This window comes from Saccharopolyspora rectivirgula DSM 43747, from assembly GCF_000497205.1.
Classification (GTDB): Bacteria; Actinomycetota; Actinomycetes; order Mycobacteriales; family Pseudonocardiaceae; genus Saccharopolyspora; species Saccharopolyspora rectivirgula.
In genome coordinates, this window is the sequence record NZ_AYJW01000018.1 from 36,668 (window position 1) to 59,623 (window position 22,956).

Genomic DNA, 22,956 nt, shown 5'->3' on the forward strand with positions numbered 1-22,956 from the left:
CTCGTCCACGCGGAGTGACGAAAACGCGTCATTTCGGCTCCGATTTGCCCACAGTTGGGGATAACTCTGTGGATGATGTGGATAACTCAGTGCTATCGGCCCGGCGCATCGGGGGATCGGATGGCGCGGAGCTGCGCGGCCCGGACTTGGCCCGCGCCGCGTTGCGGGCGGCCCAGGAGCAGTCGGCCGGCCGTCGTCGCGGGCGCCCGGCCGGTGCCGGTGCGGGTGCGGTTCGCCGGCGCCGCCGCGGTTGGTCCGGACCGCGCCCGGACGAGCGGGATCCGCAGCCGCTGGGCCGGTTGCTGGGCCGGATCGCCAAGGAGCGCGGTTGGGGGGACCGGCTGGCGGGTGGCCAGGTCTTCGCCGACTGGCCGCGCCTGGTGGGGCCGGAGGTGGCGCAGCACACCAAGCCGGTTTCGCTGAAGGACGGGGTCCTGGTGGTGCAGGCGGAGTCGACGGCTTGGGCCACTCAACTGCGGTTGTTGCAGCGCCAGCTGGTGCAGCGGATCGGGGACGGCGTCGGTCAGGGGCTGGTCCGGCGGATCAAGGTGCAGGGGCCGGCGGCGCCGAGCTGGCGGCACGGGCCGCGGCACGTTTCCGGGTACGGTCCGCGGGACACCTACGGCTAGCGGATGGGCGGCCCGATCGGCGGGGTGCGCACCGGGAGCGGGCCAGTCGCCGCGGAGATCTGCTCGAGATGCCTCGCGGCTCTTCGATGGTGGATTGATTTGAGTTCTCGGCTCTGTGAGCAATTCAGGGGTGTCCTTGCCCCACTTCTGTCCTGGGGGACCAGTAGAATCGGCTGCGGGATGCGGCTGAAGCGTTCGAACAAGCAATCGTGCAACCGCCCTTAGCCGCACCACCAGGGGTGAGCCCGCCGAGCGGAGAGTTCTGTCGCAGAAGACGCGCAGTGCAGTGCGGCGGCGTGTGCGCTCAGCACGACCAGCCCCCCAGGTAAGCACAGTCGGCTCAAGGAGATATCGAGGCCCGTGGCATCGAAGAAGAGCGAGTACAACGCTTCATCCATCACTGTTCTTGAGGGCCTTGAGGCCGTCCGGAAACGTCCGGGCATGTACATCGGATCCACCGGGGAGAAGGGTCTGCACCACCTGGTTTGGGAGGTGGTGGACAACTCGGTCGACGAAGCGATGGCCGGTTACGCCTCCAAGGTGGAAGTGACCCTGCTGGCCGACGGCGGTGTGCGGGTGGCGGACGACGGCCGCGGCATTCCGGTGGACATGCACCCGGTGGAGAAGAAACCGACGCTGGAAGTCGTGCTCACCGTGCTGCACGCGGGCGGCAAGTTCGGCGGCGGAAGCTACGCGGTTTCCGGTGGTCTGCACGGCGTCGGCGTGTCGGTCGTGAACGCGCTGTCGGTGGCGTTGGAAGCGGAGATCTACCGGGACGGCTACGTCTGGCGCCAGCGCTACGAGGATTCCAAGCCGGTGCACGACCTGCAGAAGGGGGAGCGCACCAAGAAGACCGGCACGGTCATCACCTTCTGGCCGGACCCGAAGGTGTTCGAGGTGACCGAGTTCAACGCCGAGGTGGTCGCCCGCCGCCTGCAGGAGATGGCGTTCCTGAACAAGGGCCTGACCATCGTGCTGCGGGACGAGCGGGAGCTGCCCGGCGAGACCGCGGAGGGCGAGGAGAGCGCCGAGGTCCGGCCGCGGGAGCGGGTCTTCAACTACCCGGGCGGCTTGGAGGACTTCGTCCGCCACATCAACGCCACCAAGGAGCCGATCCACAAGAAGGTGGTGTCGTTCAGCGCGAAGGGCGAAGGCCACGAGCTGGAGATCGCGATGCAGTGGAACTCCGGCTACCAGCAGTCGGTCTACACCTTCGCGAACACGATCAACACGCACGAGGGCGGCACGCACGAGGAAGGTTTCCGCGCGGCGCTGACCCGGGTGGTCAACGCCTACGCCAAGGAGAAGAAGCTCCTCAAGGACAAGGACGGCAACCTCACCGGTGACGACGTCCGGGAGGGGCTCGTCGCGATCATCTCGGTCAAGGTCGCCGAGCCGCAGTTCGAGGGCCAGACCAAGACGAAGCTGGGCAACACCGAGGTCAAGTCGTTCGTGCAGACCACCTGTTTCGAGTGGCTGTCCGACTGGTTCGAGCGCAACCCCAGCGACGCCCGGGTGATCATCAACAAGGCGGTCTCCTCGGCGCAGGCCCGGATGGCGGCCCGCCGGGCGAAGGAGCTGGTGCGCCGCAAGAGCGCGATGGACATCGGTGGTCTTCCGGGCAAGCTGAAGGACTGCCAGTCCAGCAACCCGGAGGAGTGCGAGCTCTACATCGTCGAGGGCGACTCCGCGGGTGGTTCGGCCAAGGAGGGCCGGGAGTCCCGGTTCCAGGCGATCCTGCCGATCCGGGGCAAGATCATCAACGTGGAGAAGGCGAGGATCGACAAGGTCCTCAAGAACGCCGAGGTCCAGTCGATCATCACCGCGCTGGGAACCGGCATCCACGACGAGTTCGACCTGTCCAAGCTCCGGTACCACAAGGTCGTGCTCATGGCCGACGCGGACGTGGACGGCCAGCACATCCGGACGCTGCTGTTGACGCTGCTGTTCCGCTTCATGCGCCCGCTGATCGAGGCCGGGCACGTGTACCTGGCGCAGCCGCCGCTCTACAAGATCAAGTGGCCGCGTTCGGAACCGGAGTACGCCTACAGCGACCGGGAGCGGGACGCCCTGCTGCAGCGCGGTGCCGCCGAGGGCCGCAAGTTGCCCAAGGAGGAGGGCATCCAGCGCTACAAGGGTCTCGGCGAGATGAACCCCGCCGAGCTGTGGGAGACCACCATGAACCCGGAGACCCGCCTGCTGCTGCAGGTGACGTTGGAGGACGCGGCGGCCGCGGACGAGCTGTTCAGCGTGCTGATGGGGGAGGACGTGGAAGCGCGGCGCACGTTCATCACCCGAAACGCCAGGGGTGTTCGGTTCCTGGACGTCTGATCCCGGCGCAACTCCCGATCCCGATCTAGCTGAAGAAGGACGAGAATGACCGAAATCCTGCCCCCGGAACACGGCCGCGTCGAGCCGGTCGACCTCCAGCAGGAGATGCAGAACTCGTACATCGATTACGCGATGAGCGTGATCGTGTCGCGTGCGCTGCCGGATGTCCGGGACGGACTGAAGCCGGTGCACCGGCGGGTGCTGTACGCGATGTACGACTCCGGGTACCGGCCGGACCGCGGGTACGTGAAGTGCTCGCGCGTCGTCGGTGACGTGATGGGCAATTACCACCCGCACGGCGACTCGGCGATCTACGACACGCTGGTGCGGTTGGCGCAGCCGTGGTCGATGCGGCACCCGCTGGTGGACGGCCAGGGCAACTTCGGTTCCCCGGGCAACGACCCGGCCGCGGCCATGCGGTACACCGAGGCCCGGTTGCAGCCGTTGGCGATGCACATGCTCGCCGACATCGAAGAGGACACCGTCGACTTCTCCGACAACTACGACGGCCGCACCCAGGAACCGGACGTGCTGCCGTCCCGCTTCCCGAACCTGCTGGTCAACGGCGGTGGCGGGATCGCGGTCGGGATGGCCACCAACATCCCGCCGCACAACCTGCGGGAAGTCGCCGACGGCGTGGTGTGGGCGCTGGAGCACCCCGAGGCCTCCGACGAGGAGCTGCTGGAAGCGCTGCTGGAGCGCATCAAGGGACCGGACTTCCCCACCCGCGGGCTGATCCTGGGCGCCAACTCGATCGCCGACGCCTACCGCACCGGCCGGGGTTCGATCCGGATGCGGGCCGTGGTGTCGATCGAGGAGGACAACAAGGGCCGCAACTGCTTGGTGATCACCGAGCTGCCGTACCAGGTCAACCCGGACAACCTCATCGAGAACATCGCCGCGCTGCACCGCGAGGGCAAGATCAGCGGGATCGCCGACATCGCGGACGAGACGAACAACCGGCGCGGCATGCGGATCGTCATCACCCTCAAGCGGGATGCGATCCCGAAGGTGGTGCTGAACAACCTCTACAAGCACACCCAGCTGCAGACGACGTTCGGCATGAACATGCTGGCCCTGGTGGACGGGGTGCCGCGCACCCTGCGCCTGGACCAGATCATCCGGTACTACGTCAAGCACCAGCTCGAGGTCATCGTCCGCCGGACCCGTTTCCGGTTGCGCAAGGCCGAGGAGCGGGCGCACGTGCTGCGCGGCTTGGCCCGGGCGCTGGACCACCTGGACGAGGTGATCAGCCTGATCCGCCGTTCGCCCACTGTGGACGAAGCGCGGACCGGTCTGATCGAGCTGCTCGGGGTGGACGAGATCCAGGCGAACGCGATCCTCGAGATGCAGCTGCGCCGCCTGGCCGCGCTGGAGCGGCAGAAGATCCTCGACCAGCTCGCCGAGATCGAGCGGGAGATCGCCGATCTGAAGGACATCCTGGAGAAGCCGGAGCGGCAGCGCCGGATCGTCCGGGACGAGCTGATGGAGATCGTCGACAAGTACGGCGACGACCGGCGCACCAAGATCGTCCCGTACGAGGGCGAGGTCTCGATGGAGGACCTCATCGCCGACGAGGACGTGGTCGTCACCATCACCCGCACCGGTTACGCCAAGCGGACCCGCACCGACCTGTACCGGGCGCAGAAGCGGGGCGGCAAGGGCGTGCAGGGGGCGCAGCTGAAGCAGGACGACATCGTGTCGCACTTCTTCGTCTGCTCCACCCACGACTGGATCCTGTTCTTCACCAACAAGGGGCGGGTCTACCGGGCGAAGGCCTACGAGCTGCCGGAGGCCAGCCGGGCGGCGCGCGGCCAGCACGTGGCGAACCTGCTGGCGTTCCAGCCGGACGAGCACATCGCCCAGGTCATGCAGATCAAGGACTACACGGCTGCTCCCTACTTGGTGCTGGCGACCAAGAAGGGTTTGGTCAAGAAGTCCCGTCTGACCGATTTCGACTCGAACCGTTCGGGTGGACTTATCGGCATCAACCTCAAGGACAACGACGAACTGGTCGGTGCTGTGCTTTGCTCAGCGGATGACGACCTGCTGCTCGTTTCCTCGGAGGGGCAGTCGATCCGGTTCCACGCGAGCGATGACGTGCTGCGCCCGATGGGGCGGGCCACGTCCGGCGTCCTCGGCATGCGCTTCAACGAGGGCGACGAGCTGTTGGCGATGGGTGTCGTCCGGCCGGACCGGTACGTGCTGGTGGCCACGGGCGGCGGCTACGCCAAGCGGACGGCGATCGACGACTACCCGGTCCAGGGCCGTGGCGGCAAGGGCGTGCTGACCATTCAGCACGACCGGAAACGTGGCAGGCTGGTTGGCGCGCTCATCGTGAACGAAGACGATGAGCTGTACGCGATCACCTCCACGGGCGGGGTTATCCGGACCAGTGCCAAGGAGGTGCGCAAGGCCGGTAGGCAGACGAAGGGAGTTCGTCTGATGAACCTGGACGAGGGCACTTCCCTGGTGGCTGTCGCCCGGAGCGCGGACGAGGCCGCGGATCCGGACACCGCGGGGCCGGAAACGCAGAAGTGATGCCCGTGGGAGATCTCGTAGACACCGCCTCCGATGATCAACGAAGGATCGCCCGTGACAGCTTCCGAGAAACCGGAGCACCCGGAACCGCAGGAAAGGCCGGCTGGGGGCTCGGGTAGCACGCAGACAGTGGATGACAACGGGACCGCTGCCTCCTCCTCCGCCGAGGCGGAGCAGGAGGACCGGTCCGAGCCCGCTGAGGGCGGTGCGGACACGCCGCCTTGGCAGCGGGCGGCCGCTGCCACGCCGGGGTCGGACGGTGAGAACGGCTCCGGCGGCGGCGGTGGTGCGGACATCGAGGACACCCAGACGATCCCGAAGCACATCCAGGACCAGGACACGGTGCGCACCGAGTTGCCCAAGACCGAGCAGCCGGCTCGCACGACCGTGTCGTTCAGCAGCGGCCGGCCCGGGGTGACCACGAGCGTTCGGCGTCCCAGCCGGGGGCCGCGCCGGGCCACCTTGCAGATCAGGCGGGTGGATCCCTGGTCCGTGCTGAAGCTGGCGCTGGTGCTGAGCGTGGCCGGCTTCTTCGTCTGGATGATCGCCGTCGCGGTGCTCTACGGGGTGCTGGACGGCATGGGCGTGTGGGAGCAGCTCAACGGCACCATCACCGAGTTGACCCAACCGGACGACGCCGCGGCCGAGCCGCTGATCAGCGCTGGTCGGGTGTTCGGGGTGGCGTCGATCATCGGTGCGATCAACATCGTGCTGATCACCGCGCTGGCCACGGTGTCCGCGTTCATCTACAACGTGGCGGCTGACTTCGCCGGTGGGGTCGAGATCACCCTGTCCGAGCGGGACTGACTTCGCCGCGCAAGACCCGGCGCCGGCTTCGGCCGGTGGCCGGGTCTTGCGCTGAGCGGGGGTGTTCGCCCAGCTCAGCGGCTTAATCGAAAAAATGGCCCCCCGGTTTCAGCAAGGGGTGGGGCGTCAGGTAATGTTTATGTCGCAACAGGGGCCTATAGCTCAGACGGTTAGAGCGCTTCGCTGATAACGAAGAGGTCGAAGGTTCAAGTCCTTCTAGGCCCACTAACGGCAAGCCAAGGCACCACGGAATCAAAGCCGTGCTAGGAGGCGACGGAAAGTGAAGAAGCTGCTTGCACTCGCCGCGGTCGCTGGCGTTGTTCTGCTCGTCATCCGGCGCAACCGTGCTGCCAAGGCAGAAGCCGACCTGTGGCGTGAGGCCACCGCGGAGGCCTGATTCCAGGCCGACTCCCGGGCTGCTTTCACTGCTCGGCGGTTCCGCGTAGAAGTCTTGTGAGCTGGCGTCGCCGGGAAGTTCTTTCTGGTCTTCAACGTCGTCCGGGGACGTAGCTCAATTGGCAGAGCACCGCCTTTGCAAGGCGGGGGTTAGGGGTTCGATTCCCCTCGTCTCCACGGTTTCAACGGGGCTGATGCGTTTTCGCGTCAGCCCCGTTTTGTTGTCTTCGACCGCTCGTCGCGCGTGGTCTGCTGCCGGTGCGGGCGCACCACCGCTCGGCCTCTGCTCCGCGGCTGGGCGGGAGCGCTCCTCCCATCGAGGGCTCGGCCCCGGGGTGTCGAGGCCGCTCGGGCGGCCGTGGCCCGCGGGAATTCCGGTGAGCGCGGCAGGCGGGCCCCGGTGGTCGTCCCGTTCGCAGGCGGAAATCCGCGACAACGGATTTTCCGACCAGCAGAAGAAAATGTGTTGCTAATCACCTCTAAGCCGGCAACATGCGCCCAATGCTTTGGCAGCGGACTTGGAGGGTGACATGTCGAATCCCGGCCGGCACCGCGGATGGGTGCTGCCGCTGTGCTGGACAGCGGTCCTTCTCGAAGGCTTCGACATGGTCGTGCTGGGCACGGTGCTGCCGGTGCTGCTGGAGGACCAGCAGTGGGGGCTCACCCCGGCCAGTGCTTCCGCCGTGTCGACCACCGGCTTGATCGGGATGGCGATCGGTTCGCTGGCGATCGGCACGATCACGGACGTCATCGGCCGGCGCAAGACGCTGATCTTCGCCGTCATCAGCTTTTCGGTGCTGACCGCGCTGTGCGCGGTCGCCCCCAACGCCTTCGCCTTCGGGCTGCTGCGCTTCCTGGCCGGTCTGGGGCTCGGCGGGTGCTTGCCGACCGCGCTGGCCCTGGTGACCGAGTACGCGCGCGCCGGCAAGAACGGCAGCGCCACCACGCTGATCATGACCGGCTACCACTTCGGCGCGGTGCTGACCGCGGTGCTCGGCATCCTGGTGCTGCCGGTGCTGGGGTGGGAAGCGATGTTCGTGTTCGGCGCCCTGCCCGCCGTGGTGCTGGTCCCGCTCATGGTGCGCTACCTGCCGGAGTCGGAGTCGTTCCGGCGGGAGGCCGAGCAGCGCCAGCGCCGAGGCGGGGGAGTGGACGCGATCGCTTCCCTGTTCCGCGACGGGTTCGCCCGGTCCACCGTCGCCTTCTGGGTGGCCTCGTTCATGGGGCTGCTGCTGGTGTACGGGTTGAACACCTGGCTGCCGCAGATCATGCGGGAGGCCGGTTATCCGCTGGGGGCCGCGTTGGGGCTGCTGCTGACGCTCAACATCGGCGCGGTGGCCGGTTTGCTGCTCGCCGGTGCGGTGGCCGACCGGGTCGGGCCCCGCGCGGCGACCATCGGTTGGTTCGCGGTGGCAGCGGTGTTCCTGGCCGCGCTGAGCATCCGGTTGCCCGAAATCGGGCTGCACGTCGCGGTTTTCGTGGCGGGCTGCTTCGTGTTCAGCTCCCAGGTGCTCGTCTACGCCTACATCGGCCGCGTCTTCCCGGCGGCCAACCGGGCGACCGCGTTGGGGTGGGCTTCCGGGGTCGGCCGGCTCGGCGCCATCTGCGGTCCGCTGCTGGGCGGGGCGCTGCTCTCCCTGGACCTGGCCTATCCGTGGGGCTTCTACGCGTTCGCGCTGGTCGGTGTGCTGGGGGCGCTCAGCGTGGCGGCGGCCCGCCGGCCGGTGGAGGACGTGGCCGAATCGGCGCGGCTGCACTCGGTGGGGAGCTGACCGGCGTCCCGGGGGTAGGTCCCCGGGCGCGGTGGACTCGTGGTCCGGTTCCGGTGGCTCGTCCAGCGCTCGCCGTGGCCCTGGGAGGGGTTGTTGTGCGGTGCCCGGTTGGTGGCGGCACGGATCGGCTGGTGCGGGACGGCCACCGGAACCGAAGCTGTGGCTCACGAGGAGGTGGTTCCGGGGCGCGGTGCGCTCGCGCACCCGCTGTCGCGCGGCAGGGTGACTACACGATCCGGTGGTGTCCGGACCGGTCGTGCTCGGTCAGCTGGTCTTGTGCTGACCGGCTGCCGCTTTTCGGGTGTCCGAGTTGTCGTTCTGCGCCGGCTGCACCTTGTGCGGCTCGGGGCGGTGGAAGTCCTCGCTGGCGTTGGCCACCGGCAGTTCTTCCGGACGCCGGGACAGGACGAACGTGGCCGCGGCTGCCGCGATGCTGCCCAGGACCAGCAGCACCCAGGGCCACTTGCGCCGCTTCTTCGGCTGCAGGTTCGGGTTGAGCTGGGCGGCCAGCTCCTTGCGCTTGGCCAGTTCCTTGCGGGCGGCTGCGGTGTTCTTGGCCAGCTGCTTGCGCGACTTGGCGATCTTCTTCTCCCACCGCTTGCGGGCCTTGCGGGTGAGCCCGGCCAGCTCCTGGGGCGATTTCCCGGTCACCTGGGCGAGCACTTCCGGCAGCTGCTCGGTGGAGATGCCGCGGTTGGCCAATTCCTGCTCCGCGCGCATCGCGGCCTGCTTGGACAGCATCCGGCCGAGCTCACCGGCCCGCGCGGCGTTCTCCCGGGCGTTGCGCACCCCGACGCCGACCAGCCGGCCGATGCGTTCCCCGGTCCGGGCCATCGTCTCCACTTCGTCCATGTGTGCCTCCTAATCGGGTATTTCGGACGCCCTCGCGCCTCGAGCACTTTCCGGGTTCGCGCGCTCACGGACGGCGATCAGCCCTCATACTGACCCAGACACCGCTTTCCCGCTCTTCGATGGCAGGATGGTTGAGTGGCTGAAGACAACGGATCGCTCGTTGGGACGAAGGTGACCGCGACTCTGCACACCTCGCAGGGCGACATCCGGATCAACCTTTTCCCCGACAAGGCGCCCAAGACAGTTGCCAACTTCGTGGGCCTCGCGGAAGGCACGAAGGAGTACAACGCCCCCAACGCGCGGGGTGAGCGCTCTGGGCCGTTCTACGACGGTGTGATCTTCCACCGGGTCATCGACGGGTTCATGATCCAGACCGGTGACCCGACCGGAACCGGTCGTGGCGGCCCCGGTTACGAGTTCGCTGACGAGTTCCACCCGGAACTGCAGTTCAACAAGCCGTACCTGGTGGCGATGGCCAACGCCGGGCCGAACACCAACGGCTCGCAGTTCTTCATCACCGTGGCGCCCACGACTTGGCTGAACTACAAGCACACGATTTTCGGTGAGGTCGCCGACCAGCAGTCCAGGGACGTGGTGGACGCGATCTCGCAGACCCCGACCGGGCAGGCCGACCGTCCGGTGCACGACATCGTCATCGAGAAGGTCACGATCGAGCGGTCCTGACCCGGACGACAAGGCAGGTCTCGAGTGACTGTTCCGCCCGGAGCCTCACCGGGGACCGAGGGGTCGTCGGCGCAGTTACCCTCCTGCGCCCGGCACCCGGACCGGCCGACGGGGCTGCGCTGCGTCCGCTGCGAGCGGCCGGCTTGCCCGGAGTGCTTGCGCGAAGCCCCGGTGGGCTACCAGTGCGTGGACTGCGTCGCGCAGGGGCGGGCCAGCGTCCGGCGACCGGTGACGGTCGCCGGGGCGCGGCTGGCCGACAAGCCGCTGCTGGTGCCGCTGCTGATCGCCGTGAACGTGGTGGTCTTCGCGATCACGGCGGTGCAGTCGGGCGGCGCGAACAGCAACTACACGGCGACGCTGTTCAGCGAGATGGCGCTGTGGCCGATGCTGGCCGCCGGTGGGCAGTGGTGGCGGCTGATCACCTCCGGCTTCCTGCACCTGGGCCTGGTCCACCTGGCGATGAACATGATCGCGCTGTGGGTGATCGGCCGGGACCTGGAGCTGCTGCTCGGCCGGCTGCGGTTCGCGCTCGTGTACCTGCTGTCCCTGCTGGGCGGCAGCGCCGCGGTGTTCCTGTTCGGGGAGCCGCTGCAGCCCGTGGCCGGTGCCTCCGGTGCGGTGTACGGCCTGATGGGCGGGATCGCGATCGCCGCCTTGCGGCTCAAGGTGAGCCTGCGGCCGGTGCTGACCGTCATCGCGCTCAACCTCGTGGTCAGCGTGCTGATCCCGGGGATCTCGCTGCTCGGGCACCTGGGCGGGCTCGTCCTGGGAGTGGCGTCGACCGCGGCGCTGGTCTACGCCCCCCGGCAGCGGCGGAACCTGTACCAGGCGGGTGGCCTGCTGCTGCTGTTCGTCGTGCTGGTGGCGGTGCTGATCACCCGGGATGCGCAGATGGGCAACATCGTGTGCTTCGGCTCCGGGTGGGACACCAGGTGCGGCCGGCTGCCCGGTTAGGGGCGCAGTTGCGCCAGCCGGTCGGCCACGTCCTGCGGTTCCGCTCCGAGGTCGGTTCGGGTGAGCACGACCAGGTGCTCACCGGTGTCCAGTTCCAGCAGGTGGATGGAGCGCCCGAACCTCCGGGTGGTGTTCACCCGGATCGCCACCGCGGGCCAGGGCAGTTGCTGCCGGCCGAACAGCTTGCGCACGGTCAGGCCGTCGGCGTCGGCCCGCAGTCGTGGGCGGCAGATGGTGCCGTAGGCGGAGAACGCGGCCAGCACCAGGACGACGACACCGATGAAGAACCGGTCGAGCGCGGTGTCGCTGGCCAACCACCAGGCCACCGCGGCCGCGGTCAACAGCCAAGTGGCTGTTAGTAACCCGACCGGAGTAGCCCACGCCTGAGCTTCGCTGTTATCCACACCTCTAAGTGTGACCTAGAACGTCCCTACTGCCGAGTTATCCACAGGTTTATCCCCAGTGGGGATAACTTACACACATGTTCTTACACAGGTGTTCTTACGCCGACGTAATTCATCTGGAGTAACCGCTGCTCCGGTCGTCTGCCGCGGTCGGCTCGTTGCGACGTGCTGCAGCTCCAGCGACCGGCGGGGTTGAGCGGGGGCGAGCACCGCCCAGCAACAAGATCATCGCGCAACGCGGCCGCTCGGCCAAGAGATCAACGCCGAAAACGCGCAAGATGACCCGGAATGATCAATCCGGTTCCACCCGACCGGGAACAAGCACCGGCAGCTGCGCCCGCGGCAGCCGGTGCGGCCGAGCGCGCCGGAAGCGGTGCGCCGAGGTCGATGCACACCCACCTCGGCGGGGGACGCTCGCGCGGCAACACCCGCTCCACCGGGCGGCGGCGCACCGCCCCGCTGCGGTGGGGAACAGCTGCAGCGAGGAGTTCAGCAGCGGAGGAGCCGGGTCACCGCCAGCGCATGGTCATCAGCAGGCCGACGATGATGAAGGCGAACCCCACGGCGAAGTTCCAAGCACCCAGTTCGAGCATGAACGGGATCTTGTCGCCGGCGAGGTAGTTGACCACCAGCCACAGCAGGCCGATCAGCATCAGGCCGAGCATCACCGCGACGTAGAGCGGGTGCGACGGGCCCATCGACTTCGGTTTGACCGGGGTGCGGCGGTCCACCGGGGCAGTAGCGGCCTTCTTCCGGACCTTCGACTTCGGCATGGGTTTGGATCCTCGCCTGTGCTGCGGGTACGCGCCAACCTGCGCCGTGTGCCCGGAGCCGCGGCTGCGGCGAAACCATCGGCGTCACGGCTCGTTTTCCTGTTACCACGTTAACGCAACCACGTGGCGGATCAGACCCAGCAACTCGCACTCAGGTGTGAGCGGAGGAACACCGATGGGGGATGAAGGCCTGTACGCAGCGCCGCCACCACCTACCGGCCGTCCCGGGCTCCGCACCGCGGTCCGGGTCGTGGGAGCGTTCTGCGTGGTGTCCGGGCTGGCCCTGCTCTCCTGGGTGTTCTACGCCGGCTACGCCACCAACTGGGTGAGCGGGCGCAAGCAGGCCGAAGCCGAAGCGCAGCTGGTGCAGCGGTGGGACGAACCGGAACCGCGGCCCAGCGACTTCCAACCGGGTGAGGGCATCGCGAAGCTCCACATCCCGGACCTGGGCGCCGAGCTGGTCGTGCTGGAAGGAACCGATGCGGACACGCTGGCGGCCGGCCCCGGGCACTACCCGGCGACCGCACTGCCCGGTCAGCCGGGCAACTTCGCGGTGGCCGGGCACCGGAACGGGTACGGCGCACCGTTCAACGAGCTCGACGAACTCACCCCGTGCGCCCCGCTGATCGTGGAAACCGCCACCCACTGGTACGTCTACCGGGTGCTGCCGCTGGCCGACTCGGACACGTCCGGGGACGACCCGAAGTGCGCGCCGCAGCTGCCCGCCCCCTACGACGAGGTCGTGGGCGTGCGGACGGTGTCCCCGGACCAGGCCGCCGTGCTCAACCCGGTCCCCGGCGAACCGGAGCAGGTGCTCCCCGCCGACCAGCAGTTGCCGCTGATCACGCTCACCACCTGCCACCCGGAGTGGTCCGCCCGGCAACGGCTGATCGTGCACGGGCTGCTCACCAAGCAGTACCAGAAGCTGCCGGACCAGCCCGGGCTGCGTCCGCCAGAACTCACGGAAAACGCCGTGCCCGAACGTTGAAAACAGCGCGTACGCTGGGCGAGTGCGTGTTCTGGTGGTCGACAACTACGACAGCTTCGTCTACAACCTGGTGCAGTACCTGGCGCAGCTCGGCGCGGAGTGCTCGGTTCGGCGCAACGACGTCGTGACCGACGAAGAGGTGACCGAGGCCGACGGGGTGCTGTTCAGCCCCGGGCCCGGAACCCCGCAGCGGGCGGGCCGCACCATGGAGCTCATCGAGCGCTGCGCCGGCGAGCGCAAACCCGTGCTCGGGGTGTGCTTGGGGCACCAGGCGATCGGCGCGGTCTTCGGCGGCACGGTCGAGCGAGCCCCCGAGCTCCTGCACGGCAAGGTCAGCGAGATCCACCACGACGGTTCCGGGGTGTTCGCCGGTCTGCCGAACCCGTTCATCGCCACCCGGTACCACTCGCTGATCGTCCGGGCCGACAGCGTTCCCGAGGAGTTCGAGGTCACCGCCCGCACCGAGAGCGGCATCGTGATGGGCATGCGGCACCGCGAGCTGCCGGTCGAAGGGGTCCAGTTCCACCCCGAGTCGGTGCTCACCGACGGCGGGCACCGGATGCTGGCCAACTGGATGGCCGACGCCGGGCACCCGGTTCCCGAGCACCTGGTGGCCGAACTGGAGACCGGCATGCGCCGGGTGGCCGCCGCGGCGCACCGCTGAACCGGTCGGAAAGCACCCCGAGAAGCAGAACCGGGCGGACGCCGAAGGCATCCGCCCGGATCAACGCGGCACCGCTCAGCCGAACGGCGGGAAGATCCCACCGCCCGGGGTGGTGCTCGGGGAGTCCTCGTCCTCCCCGACGTAGATGGTCACGGGCTGGTTCTTGCCCAGCGACTGGCCCGGGCTCGGGTCGGAGCCGATGACCTTCCCCTCCTCGTCGGAGTCGGAGGTGCTCCGCGAAACCTGCCGCAGCTCACCGCTCCAGCCCATGTCGCGCAGTTCCTCCAGGGCCTCCTCCGGGCTCATCTCCCGCAGGTCCGGCATGGTCAACTGCTCGCCCTTGGACACCATCAGGGTCACCGTGGTGCCGGGCCGGGCCTTGCTGCCCGGAGCCGGATCCTGGTTGACGACCGTGCCGCCGGGCTGATCGGAGTCGACCTCCTGCTTCTGCACCTTGAAGCCAGCGCCCACCAGGAAGGCCTCGGCGGTCTCGAACGGCTGCCCCCGCAGGTCCGGGATCTGCACGTTCTCCGACTTCTTGCCGATGACCACGTCGATGGCCGTGCCCTTGTCGATCGTGCTGTCGCGGTTGCTCCACTCGATGATCTTGTCGACGAGCTGCTCGTTCTCCGTCTCCTGGTATTCGATGGAGCCCAGGCTCAACCCCGCCTTGTTCAGCTGCTCCCAGGCCTCCTGGATGCTCAGCCCGTACAGGTCGGGCACCTGGGTCTGCTCGGGGCCGGTGCCGATGCACAGCTTCAACTGCCGCTGGTTCTCCGGGACCAGCGTGTTCGCCTCCGGCTCCTGGTTCACCACTCGGTTGACCTGCTCCTGGTTGGAGGGGCACTGGACGATCACCGGGTTCCAGCCGTTGGAGTTGGCGAAGGCGACCGCGTCGGCCTGCACCCGGCCCCGCAGGTTCGGCACCCGGATCTGCTCCGGTTCCTGCTGGGCCATCAGGAAGGTGGTGAGCCAGGCGGCCAGGGCGAACACCGCCACGCAAGCCACCGTCACTAACGCGATGAGCAGGTTCTTGCGCCGCTTGCCGCCGCGCGCGGGGGCCTGCTCGTACGCCGTTTCCTCGCCGTCCTCCTCCGGTTCCACCCGGTGGTGCCGGCCGGTTTGGACCATCTCGGTGCTCGACGTCTCCTCGAGCATCGCGGTCCGCTCCTCGTCCGACATGATCATCGGTGCCTTCGGCCGCTGCCCGGACAGCACCCGCACCAGGTCCGCCCGCATCTCGGAGGCCGACTGGTAGCGGTTGGCCGGGTTCTTGCTGAGCGCCTTGAGCACCACGGCGTCCAGCGAGGCCGGCACGGTCGGGTTGACGTCCGAGGGTTTGCGCGGCTCCTCCCGCACGTGCTGGTAGGCGACCGCCACTGGCGAATCACCGGTGAACGGCGGTTCTCCGGTCAGCAGCTCGAACAGCACGCAGCCCGCCGCGTAGACGTCGCTGCGGGCGTCCACGGACTCGCCGCGGGCCTGCTCCGGGGAGAGGTACTGGGCGGTGCCGATGACCGCCGCGGTCTGGGTGACCGCGGCCTGCTGGCCGTCCAGCGCGCGGGCGATGCCGAAGTCCATCACCTTCACCGCGCCGGAGGTGGTGATCATGATGTTCGCCGGCTTGACGTCCCGGTGCACGATGCCGTGCCGGTGGCTGAAGTCCAGCGCCGCCGAAGCGTCGGCCATGACTTCCATCGCCCGGCGGGGCGGCAGCGGGCCCTCGGTCTTGACGATGTCGCGCAGCGTCCGGCCGTCGACGTACTCCATGACGATGTACGGCAGCGGCCCGTTCTCCGACTCGGTTTCCCCGGTGTCGTAGACGGCGACGATCGCCGGATGGTTCAGTGCAGCGGCGTTCTGGGCTTCCCTGCGGAAGCGGAGCTGGAACGTCGGGTCCCGGGCGAGGTCGGCCCGCAAGATCTTGACCGCCACGTCCCGCCCCAGCCGCGTGTCCCGGCCGCGGTGCACTTCCGACATACCGCCATAGCCGAGTGTTTCACCGATCTCGTAGCGGTTGGAGAGAAGTCGCGGTGAACTCATCGAAGCGTCGTTCCGATCCTTGTCAACGATCGTCCCATCATGCTGCCCCGCCGTTTCCGGACAGCGGTTCCAGGGCGGCGTACGTGGTTCCCCCGACCTCGGGCTCCCCCAGCCTGGTGTCGACTCCTGGCAGAGGGGCATGCCGTAGCGCAGTCTGGCCTAAACCGGGCGAAGGGTCCAGGGTGAGCTCGGTCGGATGACCGCTCCGGTCCAGTCCCTGGTTCTGGACCGTCCAGAAGATCAGCGCTCCGGCCACCACCAGCAGTACAACAGCCAGCACGGTCGAGAGCACCCAGACGACGGCTCGGTTGTTGCGCTGCTGCGGTGCTTGCGGCTGCGGTGGCAGCTGCTGCGGTGGTGACTGCGGGGTGAGCATTCCCGGCGGATACGTGTTGGCGGCCATGGGTGGCGGCTGATTCGCCGGTGCCTGCGGCTGGTTCGCCGGTGCCTGCGGCGGCACTCCCAGAACCGGTATCGCCGGTTGGGACTGCAGCTGCCGCTGCACCGGCATCCCCGCCAGCCTGGCGGGAGGCGGGGGTGGATGGCCGGCTCGCACAGCGGCGACGGCGTTGGCGAATTCCCCGCCGTCGGCGTAGCGCCGGCGGGGGTCCTTCACCAAGGTCGCTTCGATCAGCGTCCGCACACCCGGGGGAACGTCGGGCGGCAGCGGTGGCGCCACGTCCCGGATGTGCATCATGGCCACGGTCACGGCGTTGTCCGACAGGAACGGCCGGTGGCCCATCAGGCACTCGTAGCCTACGACCGCCAGGGAGTACACATCGCTGGCAGGGCTGGATTCTTCGCCCAGCGCCTGTTCCGGCGCGATGTAGTGGGCCGTGCCCATCACCATCCCCGACCGGGTCACCGGTGCCGCGTCGGCGGCCTTGGCCAGGCCGAAGTCGGTGATCTTCACCGTCCCGTCCGGGGTGATGAGGATGTTCCCGGGCTTGACGTCCCGGTGCACCAGGCCGCGTTCGTGAGCTGCCTGCAGCGCCCGGCCGGCCTGCTCCAGCATGTCGAGCGTGTGGTCGGTGTTGATCCGTCCTTCCCGGGCCAGGATCGCCGCCAGCGGCTCACCTTCGACCAGCTCCATCACCAGGTAGGCGGTGTCGTCCGGACCGTCCGGCGTGGAAGCGGTCTCGCCGTAGTCGTGGACCGCGGCGATCCCCGGGTGGTTCAGCGACGCGGTGGTCCTGGCCTCGGTGCGGAAGCGGTGCAGGAACTCGGCGTTCCCGGAGAGCTCGGCCTTGAGCACCTTCACCGCGACCGTGCGATCTAACCGGACGTCGACGGCTTGCCACACCTCGCCCATGCCGCCCACGGCGATCCGCCGGTCCAACCGGTAGCGCTCGGCGAGCAACTGGCCGGAGGTAAGCACGGATCAGCCACCTCCCTGCAGACCCGCCCGGATGACCTCCCGGCCGATCGGGGCGGCGATGGAGCCGCCGGTGGCTTCCGCACCCTCGTCACCGCCGTTCTCCACGATCACGGCGACCGCGATCTGCGGGTTCTCGGCCGGGGCGAACGCCACGTACCAGCCGTGCGGTTTGTCCTCCGGGTCACCGTGCTGTGCGGTACCGGTCTTGGACGCGATGTCGATGCCGGAGATCTTGCCGGAGCCCTTGGTGTAGCGCTCCGACTGGATCATCATGTCCCGGATGGCCTGGGCGATCTTGGGGTCGACCGCCTGGCCGAGGGATTCCGGTTTGAAGGTGTCCAGCTCCGACATGTCCGGTGCCCGCGTGGCCTTGACCAGCTGGGGCTTCATCAGCTCGCCGTCGTTGGCGATGGCCGCTGCGATCATCGCGTTCTGCAGCGGGGTGACCCGCACGTCGCGCTGGCCGATGCCCGACTGGTACAGGGCGGCGGCGTCCGGCATCGGGCCGAGGTCGGAGTGCGCCACGCTCATCGGGATCTGCAGGTCCTTGCCGAACCCGAACCGGGCCGCGGTTTCCCGCAGCTTGTCCGGCCCGACCTCCCCGGCGATCTCGGCGAAGGCCGTGTTGCAGGAGTGGGCCAGGGCCTCGATGAGGGTGTTGCCGGCGCACTGCTTGCCGCCGTAGTTCGGCAGCTGGGTCCGGGTGTTGGGCAGGGTGATCGACGCGGCGTCCTCCACCTTGCTGTCGGAGGTGTAGCCGTTCTCCAGCGCGGCCGCGGTGGTGATCAGCTTGAAGGTGGAGCCGGGCGGGTAGGTCTCCGAAACCGCCCGGTTGGACAGCGGTCGGCTGTCGTCGTTCTCCAGCTCCTGCCAGGCCTCGGCGACCGCGTTGTTGTCGTGCGCGGTGAGCACGTTCGGGTCGTAGGAGGGCGCGTTGACCATGGCCAGGATTTCGCCGGTGGACGGGTTCAGCGCCACCACCGAGCCCTGGAACCCCTTGCTGGTGAGCTGCTCGTAGGCGACCTGCTGGATCGCCGGGTCGATGGTCAGCTCGACGTTGCCGCCCCGCGGCTTCTCCCCGGTGATGATGTCCGCCAGGTGGTCGAACGCGAGGCTGTCGTCGGTGCCGTTGAGGATGTCGTCCTCGGCCCGCTCGATGCCGTTGGAGCCGTAGTAGAACGAGTAGAACCCGGTCACCGGCGCGAACATCGGGCCGTTCGGGTACTTGCGCTGGTACTTCAGGATCTCGCTGTCGGCGGGCACCGAGTGCGCCAGGGACTGCCCGCCGGCGATGATCTGGCCCCGCTCCCGGGAGTACTTGTCGTAGAGCGTCCGCTGGTTGCCGGCGGCCTTCCGGTACTCGTCGGCCTTGATGACCTGGATGTAGGTCGCGTTGCCCATCAGCAGCACGACCATCGCCATCATGACCAGCGCGACTCGGCGCAGCGGCTTGTTCATCGGGGACGCTCCACCAGTTCGGTATGTGCCTCCGCGATCGGGGCCTGCTTCGGTTTCGGCTTCGGCGGTTCCTGCGGGCGGCGGGCCGCGTCGGACACCCGCAGCAGCATCGCGATCAGGATGTAGTTGGCCAGCAGGGAGGAACCGCCGTAGGCCATGAACGGCGCGGTCAGACCGGTCATCGGGATGAGCCCGGTGACGCCCCCGGCCACCACGAACAGCTGCAGCGCGATGGTGAACGACAGACCGCCGGCGAACAGCTTGCCGAAGGAGTCGCGGACCGCCAGCGCGGTGCGCAGCCCGCGGGTCATCAGCAGCAGGTACAGCATGAACAGGGCCATCAGGCCGACCAGGCCGAGTTCTTCACCGATCGCGGAGATGATGAAGTCACTGGCCGCCCACGGGGTCAGGTCCGGTCGACCGTTGCCCAGCCCGGTGCCTGGGATCCCGCCGTAGGTCATCCCGAACAGCCCGGTCCGCAGCTGGTAGCCCGGGTCGTTGGGCAGTTCCGCCAGCGGGTCCAACCAGGTGTTGACCCGGACCTGGACGTGGCTGAACAGGTTGAACGCCAGGACGCAGCCGACCGCGAACATCGACAGGCCGAGGAAGACCCACACCGCCCGCTCGGTGGCGATGTAGATCATCACCAGCACGATGCCGAAGAACAGCAGCGAGGTGCCCAGGTCCTTCTCCAGCACCACGATGCCGATGGACAGGAACCAGGCGAGGAGCACCGGACCCAGGTCCCGGGCGCGGGGGAAGTCGACGCCCAGGAAGCGCTTCCCGGCGGCGGTGAACAGCTCCCGCTTGGACACCAGGAAGGACGCGAAGAAGATCATCAGCAGGATCTTGGCGAATTCGCCGGGCTGGATTGACATCCCGCCGATGGAGATCCACAGTTTGGCACCGTTGATCTCGGAAATGGAGCTGGGCAGCAACCCGGGCAGGGCGAGCAGGATCAACCCGGCGAAACCGCAGGTGTAGCCGTAGCGGGCGAGCACCCGGTGGTCCTTGAGGAAGGCCAGGACCAGCACGAACATCAGCACACCGACGGTGGAGAAGAAGATCTGCTTGCCGGTGAACGGCGAGCCCGTCACCTCCGCCAGGTCCAGGCGGTGCAGCATCACCAGCCCGAGCCCGTTGACCAGGGACACGAGCGGCAGGATCAGCGGGTCGGCGTACGGGGCGAACTTCCGCACCGCGAGGTGGGCGCCGCCGAACAGCGCCAAGAACGCCAGCCCGTAGTACAGCAGTTGCCGGGTGACGGTCTGCTCTTGATTGATCTCCACGATCATGATCGCCCCGGTGACGATCACCGCGGAGAACACCAGCATGAACAGCTCAGTACCCCGCCGCGTGCGCACGTTCGGCGTGCTGGCGGAGCCGCTGGCTGGGCCGGTCGTGACCGGTGTTGCCATCAGCTCACCATCCGGCAGGTAACGCCTGGTTTCTGTTCTTTGGTCTGCAGCGGGGTCGCGTCCGTGCTCGAGGGCTCCGGCGGCGGAGGCTGCTCGGGCGGGGGCGGCACCGCTTGCGTCGGAGTGCCGGGCGGCACGGACTGACCTTCCGGCGGCACCGGCGGGTGCGCCGGGGGCTGGCTCGGCTGCGGGGTCGGCTCGGGCTTCTCGCACTCGGGGAGCAGCGCGTTCATCCGCAGCCGGCGCATGGCTTCCCGGGCCTCCTGCAGCCCGTTGACCTCCAGGGCGCCGCTGCGCACGTCGGGCCGCTGGGCTTCCACCAGGTCCTGCAGCTTGATGGGTTCGCAGTCCGGTGCGGAACCCTCCGGGCAGGAGGTCTCCACCTGCCAGTTCATGGAGAAGCCGAGCACGTTGCCCGGAACACCTTGGTAGATCACCACTTCATCGGCCTCGTTGACCCCGATGAAGTACCGGTTGAGCACCCACCAACGCCCAACCAGTACGGTTCCACCAAGCAGGATGAGCACACCGCACATCACCATCAGCAGGCCGAGCCAACGGCGTTTGCGGCGCGGCTCCACCGGTGGTGAGGTGGGTTCAGGTCGCTGCTGCTGCGGCGGCCGCGGCAACATCGCGGAAGCTCGAGCAGCAGACGAGTCCGGCTGCGGGTGCTCATCGCCATTTCCCGCCGCACCCCCGACGATGGGGGCGTCGTCGCCGAATTCGACGTCGACGACGTCGGCGACGATGACTGTGACGTTGTCCGGTCCGCCGCCCTTGAGCGCCAGCTCGATCATCCGGTCCGCGCACTGCTGCGGGTCCGGGATCCGGAGCGCTTCGGCGATCGTCTCGGTGCTGACCGGGCCGGTCAGGCCGTCGGAGCACAGCAGGTAGCGGTCGCCAGCGCGGCACTCCCGGATGGTCAAGGTGGGTTCCACCTCGTGCCCGGTCAGCGCCTGCAGCAGCAGGGAGCGCTGCGGGTGGTTGGCCGCTTCCTCCTCGGTGATCCGGCCTTCGTCGATCAGGGACTGGACGAACGTGTCGTCGTGGGTGATCTGGGTCAGTTCGCCGTCGCGAACCATGTAGCAGCGCGAGTCCCCGACGTGCACTAAGCCCATCTTGCTGCCCGCGAACAGGATCGCGGTCAGCGTGGTGCCCATGCCTTCCAGCTCGGGGTCGCTGGCGACCAGTTCCGCGATGGCGTTGTTGCCGGCGAGCACCGCTTGGTGCAGCTGACCAAGCAGGTCGTCACCCGGCTCGTCGTCATCCAGGGGCGCGAGCGCCGCGATGACGACCTTGCTAGCAACCTCCCCGGCGGCATGGCCGCCCATGCCGTCTGCGAGGGCGAGTAGTCGTGGGCCGGCATAGACCGAGTCCTGGTTGTTCGAACGGACCAGGCCGCGGTCGCTGCGGGCTGCGTAGTGAAGGACGAGGGTCATGAGCGCAGCTCGATCACCGTCTTGCCGATTCTGATCGGAACGCCGAGCGGGACTTTGGTCGGCCCCGTGACCTTCGCCCGATCGAGGTATGTGCCATTTGTGGAGCCTAGATCTTCCACGTACCAGTCAGAACCTCGGAGCGACAACCGGGCGTGCCTGGTGGACGCGTAGTCGTCGTCGAGGACCAGCGTGGAGTCGTCAGCGCGACCAATCGTGATCGGCCGACCGTCCAACGAAATGCGAGTACCGGCCAGGGCGCCGTGCGTGACCACCATCTGGCGGGCGACTTTGCCCTTCTTGCCCCGGTTCTTGCCGGGCATCCGGTTCCCGCCTGGCATCGGGATACGCATCCCGGACGCCGAGTAGAGGTCAGAACGGACCACCCGCAGGGCGGCCAGCACGAACAACCAGAGCAGGGCGAGAAACCCTGCTCTGGTCAGCTGTATCACCAGCTCTGGCACCTGTTGTGAACGCTCCTACTCGTGTCTGGACGCGTATTCCGCGACCTCAGGCCTGCTGAGCGCGGAAGATCAGGGAGGAGTGGCCGACCCTGATCACGTCTCCGTCTGCCAATTGCCAAGTTTGCACCGGAGTGCCGTTCACCGTGGTGCCATTCGTGGAACCGAGATCGGCGAGCATGGCGTTCTGCCCATCCCAGGTGATCTCGATGTGCTTGCGGGATACACCGGTGTCCGGCAGCCGGAACTGCCCCTCCTGGCCACGGCCGATGATGTTCGAGCCGTGCTTGAGCGTGTACGTGCGGTTCGAACCGTCGTCCAGGTGCAGGGTCGCGGTCAGCTGCGGCCGCTGACCCGGGTCCGCGGCCGGGTAACCGCCCGGTGCGCTCTGCGGGTAGGCGCCGCCGGGCTGCTGGCCGTAACCCTGGTCGAACCCCGGCTGGCCGTAACCCTGGTCGAACCCCGGCTGGCCGTAACCCTGGTCGTAACCGGGCTGGGCATAACCCTGGTCGTAGCCGGGCTGCTGGCCGTAGCCCTGGTCGAACCCCGGCTGGCCGTAGCCCTGGTTGGGGAAGCCGCCGGACTGCGGGTAGGCGCCGCCGGGCTGCTGGCCGTAGCCCTGGTCGAACCCCGGCTGGCCGTAGCCCTGGTTGGGGAAGCCGCCGGACTGCGGGTAGGCGCCGCCGGGCTGCTGCCCGTAACCCTGGTCGTAGCCGGGCTGCTGGCCGTAGCCCTGGTCGAACCCGCCGGGCTGCTGGTCGTAGCCGGGTTGCTGGCCGTAGCCCTGGTCGTAACCCGGCTGCTGGCCGTAACCCTGGTCGTAACCCGGCTGCTGCCCGTAGCCCTGGTCGAACCCGCCGGGCTGCTGGCCGTAACCCTGGTCATAACCGGGCTGCTGGCCGTAGCCCTGGTCGAACCCCGGCTGGCCGTAGCCCTGGTTGGGGAAGCCGCCGGACTGCGGGTAGGC

19 protein-coding genes, 2 tRNA genes and 1 pseudogene are annotated in these 22,956 nt (G+C 68.2%); 12 read left to right on the forward strand and 10 right to left on the reverse strand.

The window, feature by feature from the left end:
• Positions 1 to 77 precede the first annotated feature (77 nt).
• The 8 genes and pseudogenes from SREC43747_RS0107300 to SREC43747_RS0107335 all read left to right on the forward strand — a co-directional run bounded on the left by SREC43747_RS0107300 (position 78) and on the right by SREC43747_RS0107335 (position 8,476).
• Positions 78 to 629 (forward strand): DciA family protein, encoded by a 552-nt coding sequence (locus SREC43747_RS0107300; RefSeq protein WP_081722461.1) that lies wholly within the window; start codon positions 78 to 80, stop codon positions 627 to 629.
• Between the two features lie 360 nt (positions 630 to 989).
• Positions 990 to 2,960, forward strand: a complete 1,971-nt coding sequence (gene gyrB, locus SREC43747_RS0107305) for a DNA topoisomerase (ATP-hydrolyzing) subunit B (RefSeq protein ID WP_029720507.1) — start codon at positions 990 to 992, stop codon at positions 2,958 to 2,960.
• Positions 2,961 to 3,005: 45 nt separating this feature from the next.
• The gene (gyrA, locus tag SREC43747_RS0107310; RefSeq protein ID WP_029720508.1) at positions 3,006 to 5,501 is read left to right on the forward strand and encodes a DNA gyrase subunit A; all 2,496 of its coding nucleotides are present in this window, start codon (positions 3,006 to 3,008) and stop codon (positions 5,499 to 5,501) included.
• 54 nt (positions 5,502 to 5,555) lie between these two features.
• Positions 5,556 to 6,308: a DUF3566 domain-containing protein gene (locus SREC43747_RS0107315; protein WP_029720509.1), complete on the forward strand. Its 753-nt coding sequence runs from the start codon at positions 5,556 to 5,558 to the stop codon at positions 6,306 to 6,308.
• A 151-nt stretch (positions 6,309 to 6,459) separates the two neighbouring features.
• Positions 6,460 to 6,533: transfer RNA gene (locus SREC43747_RS0107320), tRNA-Ile, on the forward strand.
• 55 nt (positions 6,534 to 6,588) lie between these two features.
• A pseudogene (locus SREC43747_RS21895) lies at positions 6,589 to 6,696 on the forward strand (DLW-39 family protein); the annotation flags it as partial.
• A gap of 112 nt (positions 6,697 to 6,808) precedes the next feature.
• Positions 6,809 to 6,881, forward strand: a tRNA-Ala gene (locus tag SREC43747_RS0107330).
• 353 nt (positions 6,882 to 7,234) lie between these two features.
• Positions 7,235 to 8,476 carry an MFS transporter gene (locus SREC43747_RS0107335; RefSeq protein WP_037331526.1) on the forward strand — a complete coding sequence of 414 codons (1,242 nt, stop codon included), beginning with the start codon at positions 7,235 to 7,237 and terminating at the stop codon, positions 8,474 to 8,476.
• Between the two features lie 264 nt (positions 8,477 to 8,740).
• Here SREC43747_RS0107335 and SREC43747_RS0107340 read toward each other — a convergent pair whose 3' ends face one another.
• Entirely contained in the window at positions 8,741 to 9,328 is a 588-nt protein-coding gene (locus SREC43747_RS0107340; RefSeq protein WP_051387805.1) for a hypothetical protein, read from the reverse strand.
• Positions 9,329 to 9,463: 135 nt separating this feature from the next.
• Here SREC43747_RS0107340 and SREC43747_RS0107345 point away from each other — a divergent pair, with 135 nt between their 5' ends.
• Together SREC43747_RS0107345 and SREC43747_RS0107350 are read left to right on the forward strand one after the other, a co-directional pair.
• Positions 9,464 to 10,012, forward strand: a complete 549-nt coding sequence (locus SREC43747_RS0107345) for a peptidylprolyl isomerase (RefSeq protein ID WP_029720513.1) — start codon at positions 9,464 to 9,466, stop codon at positions 10,010 to 10,012.
• Between the two features lie 24 nt (positions 10,013 to 10,036).
• The gene (locus SREC43747_RS0107350) at positions 10,037 to 10,966 is read left to right on the forward strand and encodes a rhomboid family intramembrane serine protease (RefSeq protein ID WP_029720514.1); all 930 of its coding nucleotides are present in this window, start codon (positions 10,037 to 10,039) and stop codon (positions 10,964 to 10,966) included.
• Here SREC43747_RS0107350 and SREC43747_RS0107355 read toward each other — a convergent pair.
• Positions 10,963 to 11,370 (reverse strand): PH domain-containing protein, encoded by a 408-nt coding sequence (locus SREC43747_RS0107355; protein WP_029720516.1) that lies wholly within the window; start codon positions 11,368 to 11,370, stop codon positions 10,963 to 10,965. The genes SREC43747_RS0107350 and SREC43747_RS0107355 overlap by 4 nt on opposite strands.
• Positions 11,371 to 11,879: 509 nt before the next feature.
• Positions 11,880 to 12,143 (reverse strand): cell division protein CrgA, encoded by a 264-nt coding sequence (gene crgA, locus SREC43747_RS0107360; protein WP_029720517.1) that lies wholly within the window; start codon positions 12,141 to 12,143, stop codon positions 11,880 to 11,882.
• Positions 12,144 to 12,318: 175 nt separating this feature from the next.
• On the opposite strand from crgA, the gene SREC43747_RS0107365 reads away from it, so the two are divergent.
• Together SREC43747_RS0107365 and SREC43747_RS0107370 are read left to right on the forward strand one after the other, a co-directional pair.
• Positions 12,319 to 13,131, forward strand: coding sequence for a class E sortase (locus SREC43747_RS0107365; RefSeq protein ID WP_029720518.1), 813 nt, complete (start codon positions 12,319 to 12,321; stop codon positions 13,129 to 13,131).
• A gap of 22 nt (positions 13,132 to 13,153) precedes the next feature.
• Positions 13,154 to 13,795, forward strand: a complete 642-nt coding sequence (locus tag SREC43747_RS0107370; protein ID WP_029720519.1) for an aminodeoxychorismate/anthranilate synthase component II — start codon at positions 13,154 to 13,156, stop codon at positions 13,793 to 13,795.
• Positions 13,796 to 13,870: 75 nt separating this feature from the next.
• Here SREC43747_RS0107370 and pknB read toward each other — a convergent pair whose 3' ends face one another.
• From pknB to SREC43747_RS0107405, 7 genes are all read right to left on the reverse strand, one after another.
• Positions 13,871 to 15,838 carry a Stk1 family PASTA domain-containing Ser/Thr kinase gene (gene pknB, locus SREC43747_RS0107375; RefSeq protein ID WP_029720520.1) on the reverse strand — a complete coding sequence of 656 codons (1,968 nt, stop codon included), beginning with the start codon at positions 15,836 to 15,838 and terminating at the stop codon, positions 13,871 to 13,873.
• A 37-nt stretch (positions 15,839 to 15,875) separates the two neighbouring features.
• Positions 15,876 to 17,216, reverse strand: a complete 1,341-nt coding sequence (locus SREC43747_RS21900) for a serine/threonine-protein kinase (RefSeq protein ID WP_081722463.1) — start codon at positions 17,214 to 17,216, stop codon at positions 15,876 to 15,878.
• Between the two features lie 3 nt (positions 17,217 to 17,219).
• The gene (locus SREC43747_RS0107385) at positions 17,220 to 18,674 is read right to left on the reverse strand and encodes a peptidoglycan D,D-transpeptidase FtsI family protein (RefSeq protein WP_029720522.1); all 1,455 of its coding nucleotides are present in this window, start codon (positions 18,672 to 18,674) and stop codon (positions 17,220 to 17,222) included.
• Positions 18,671 to 20,092 (reverse strand): FtsW/RodA/SpoVE family cell cycle protein, encoded by a 1,422-nt coding sequence (locus tag SREC43747_RS0107390; protein ID WP_029720523.1) that lies wholly within the window; start codon positions 20,090 to 20,092, stop codon positions 18,671 to 18,673. The genes SREC43747_RS0107385 and SREC43747_RS0107390 overlap by 4 nt, the downstream gene beginning before the upstream one ends.
• Positions 20,092 to 21,531 carry a PP2C family protein-serine/threonine phosphatase gene (locus SREC43747_RS0107395; RefSeq protein WP_029720524.1) on the reverse strand — a complete coding sequence of 480 codons (1,440 nt, stop codon included), beginning with the start codon at positions 21,529 to 21,531 and terminating at the stop codon, positions 20,092 to 20,094. Before SREC43747_RS0107395 ends, SREC43747_RS0107390 begins: the two co-directional genes overlap by 1 nt.
• Positions 21,528 to 21,992, reverse strand: a complete 465-nt coding sequence (locus SREC43747_RS0107400) for an FHA domain-containing protein FhaB/FipA (RefSeq protein ID WP_029720525.1) — start codon at positions 21,990 to 21,992, stop codon at positions 21,528 to 21,530. Before SREC43747_RS0107400 ends, SREC43747_RS0107395 begins: the two co-directional genes overlap by 4 nt.
• A gap of 46 nt (positions 21,993 to 22,038) precedes the next feature.
• Positions 22,039 to 22,956 (reverse strand): FHA domain-containing protein (locus SREC43747_RS0107405; protein ID WP_029720526.1); only part of this gene is annotated, 918 nt, incomplete at its 5' end.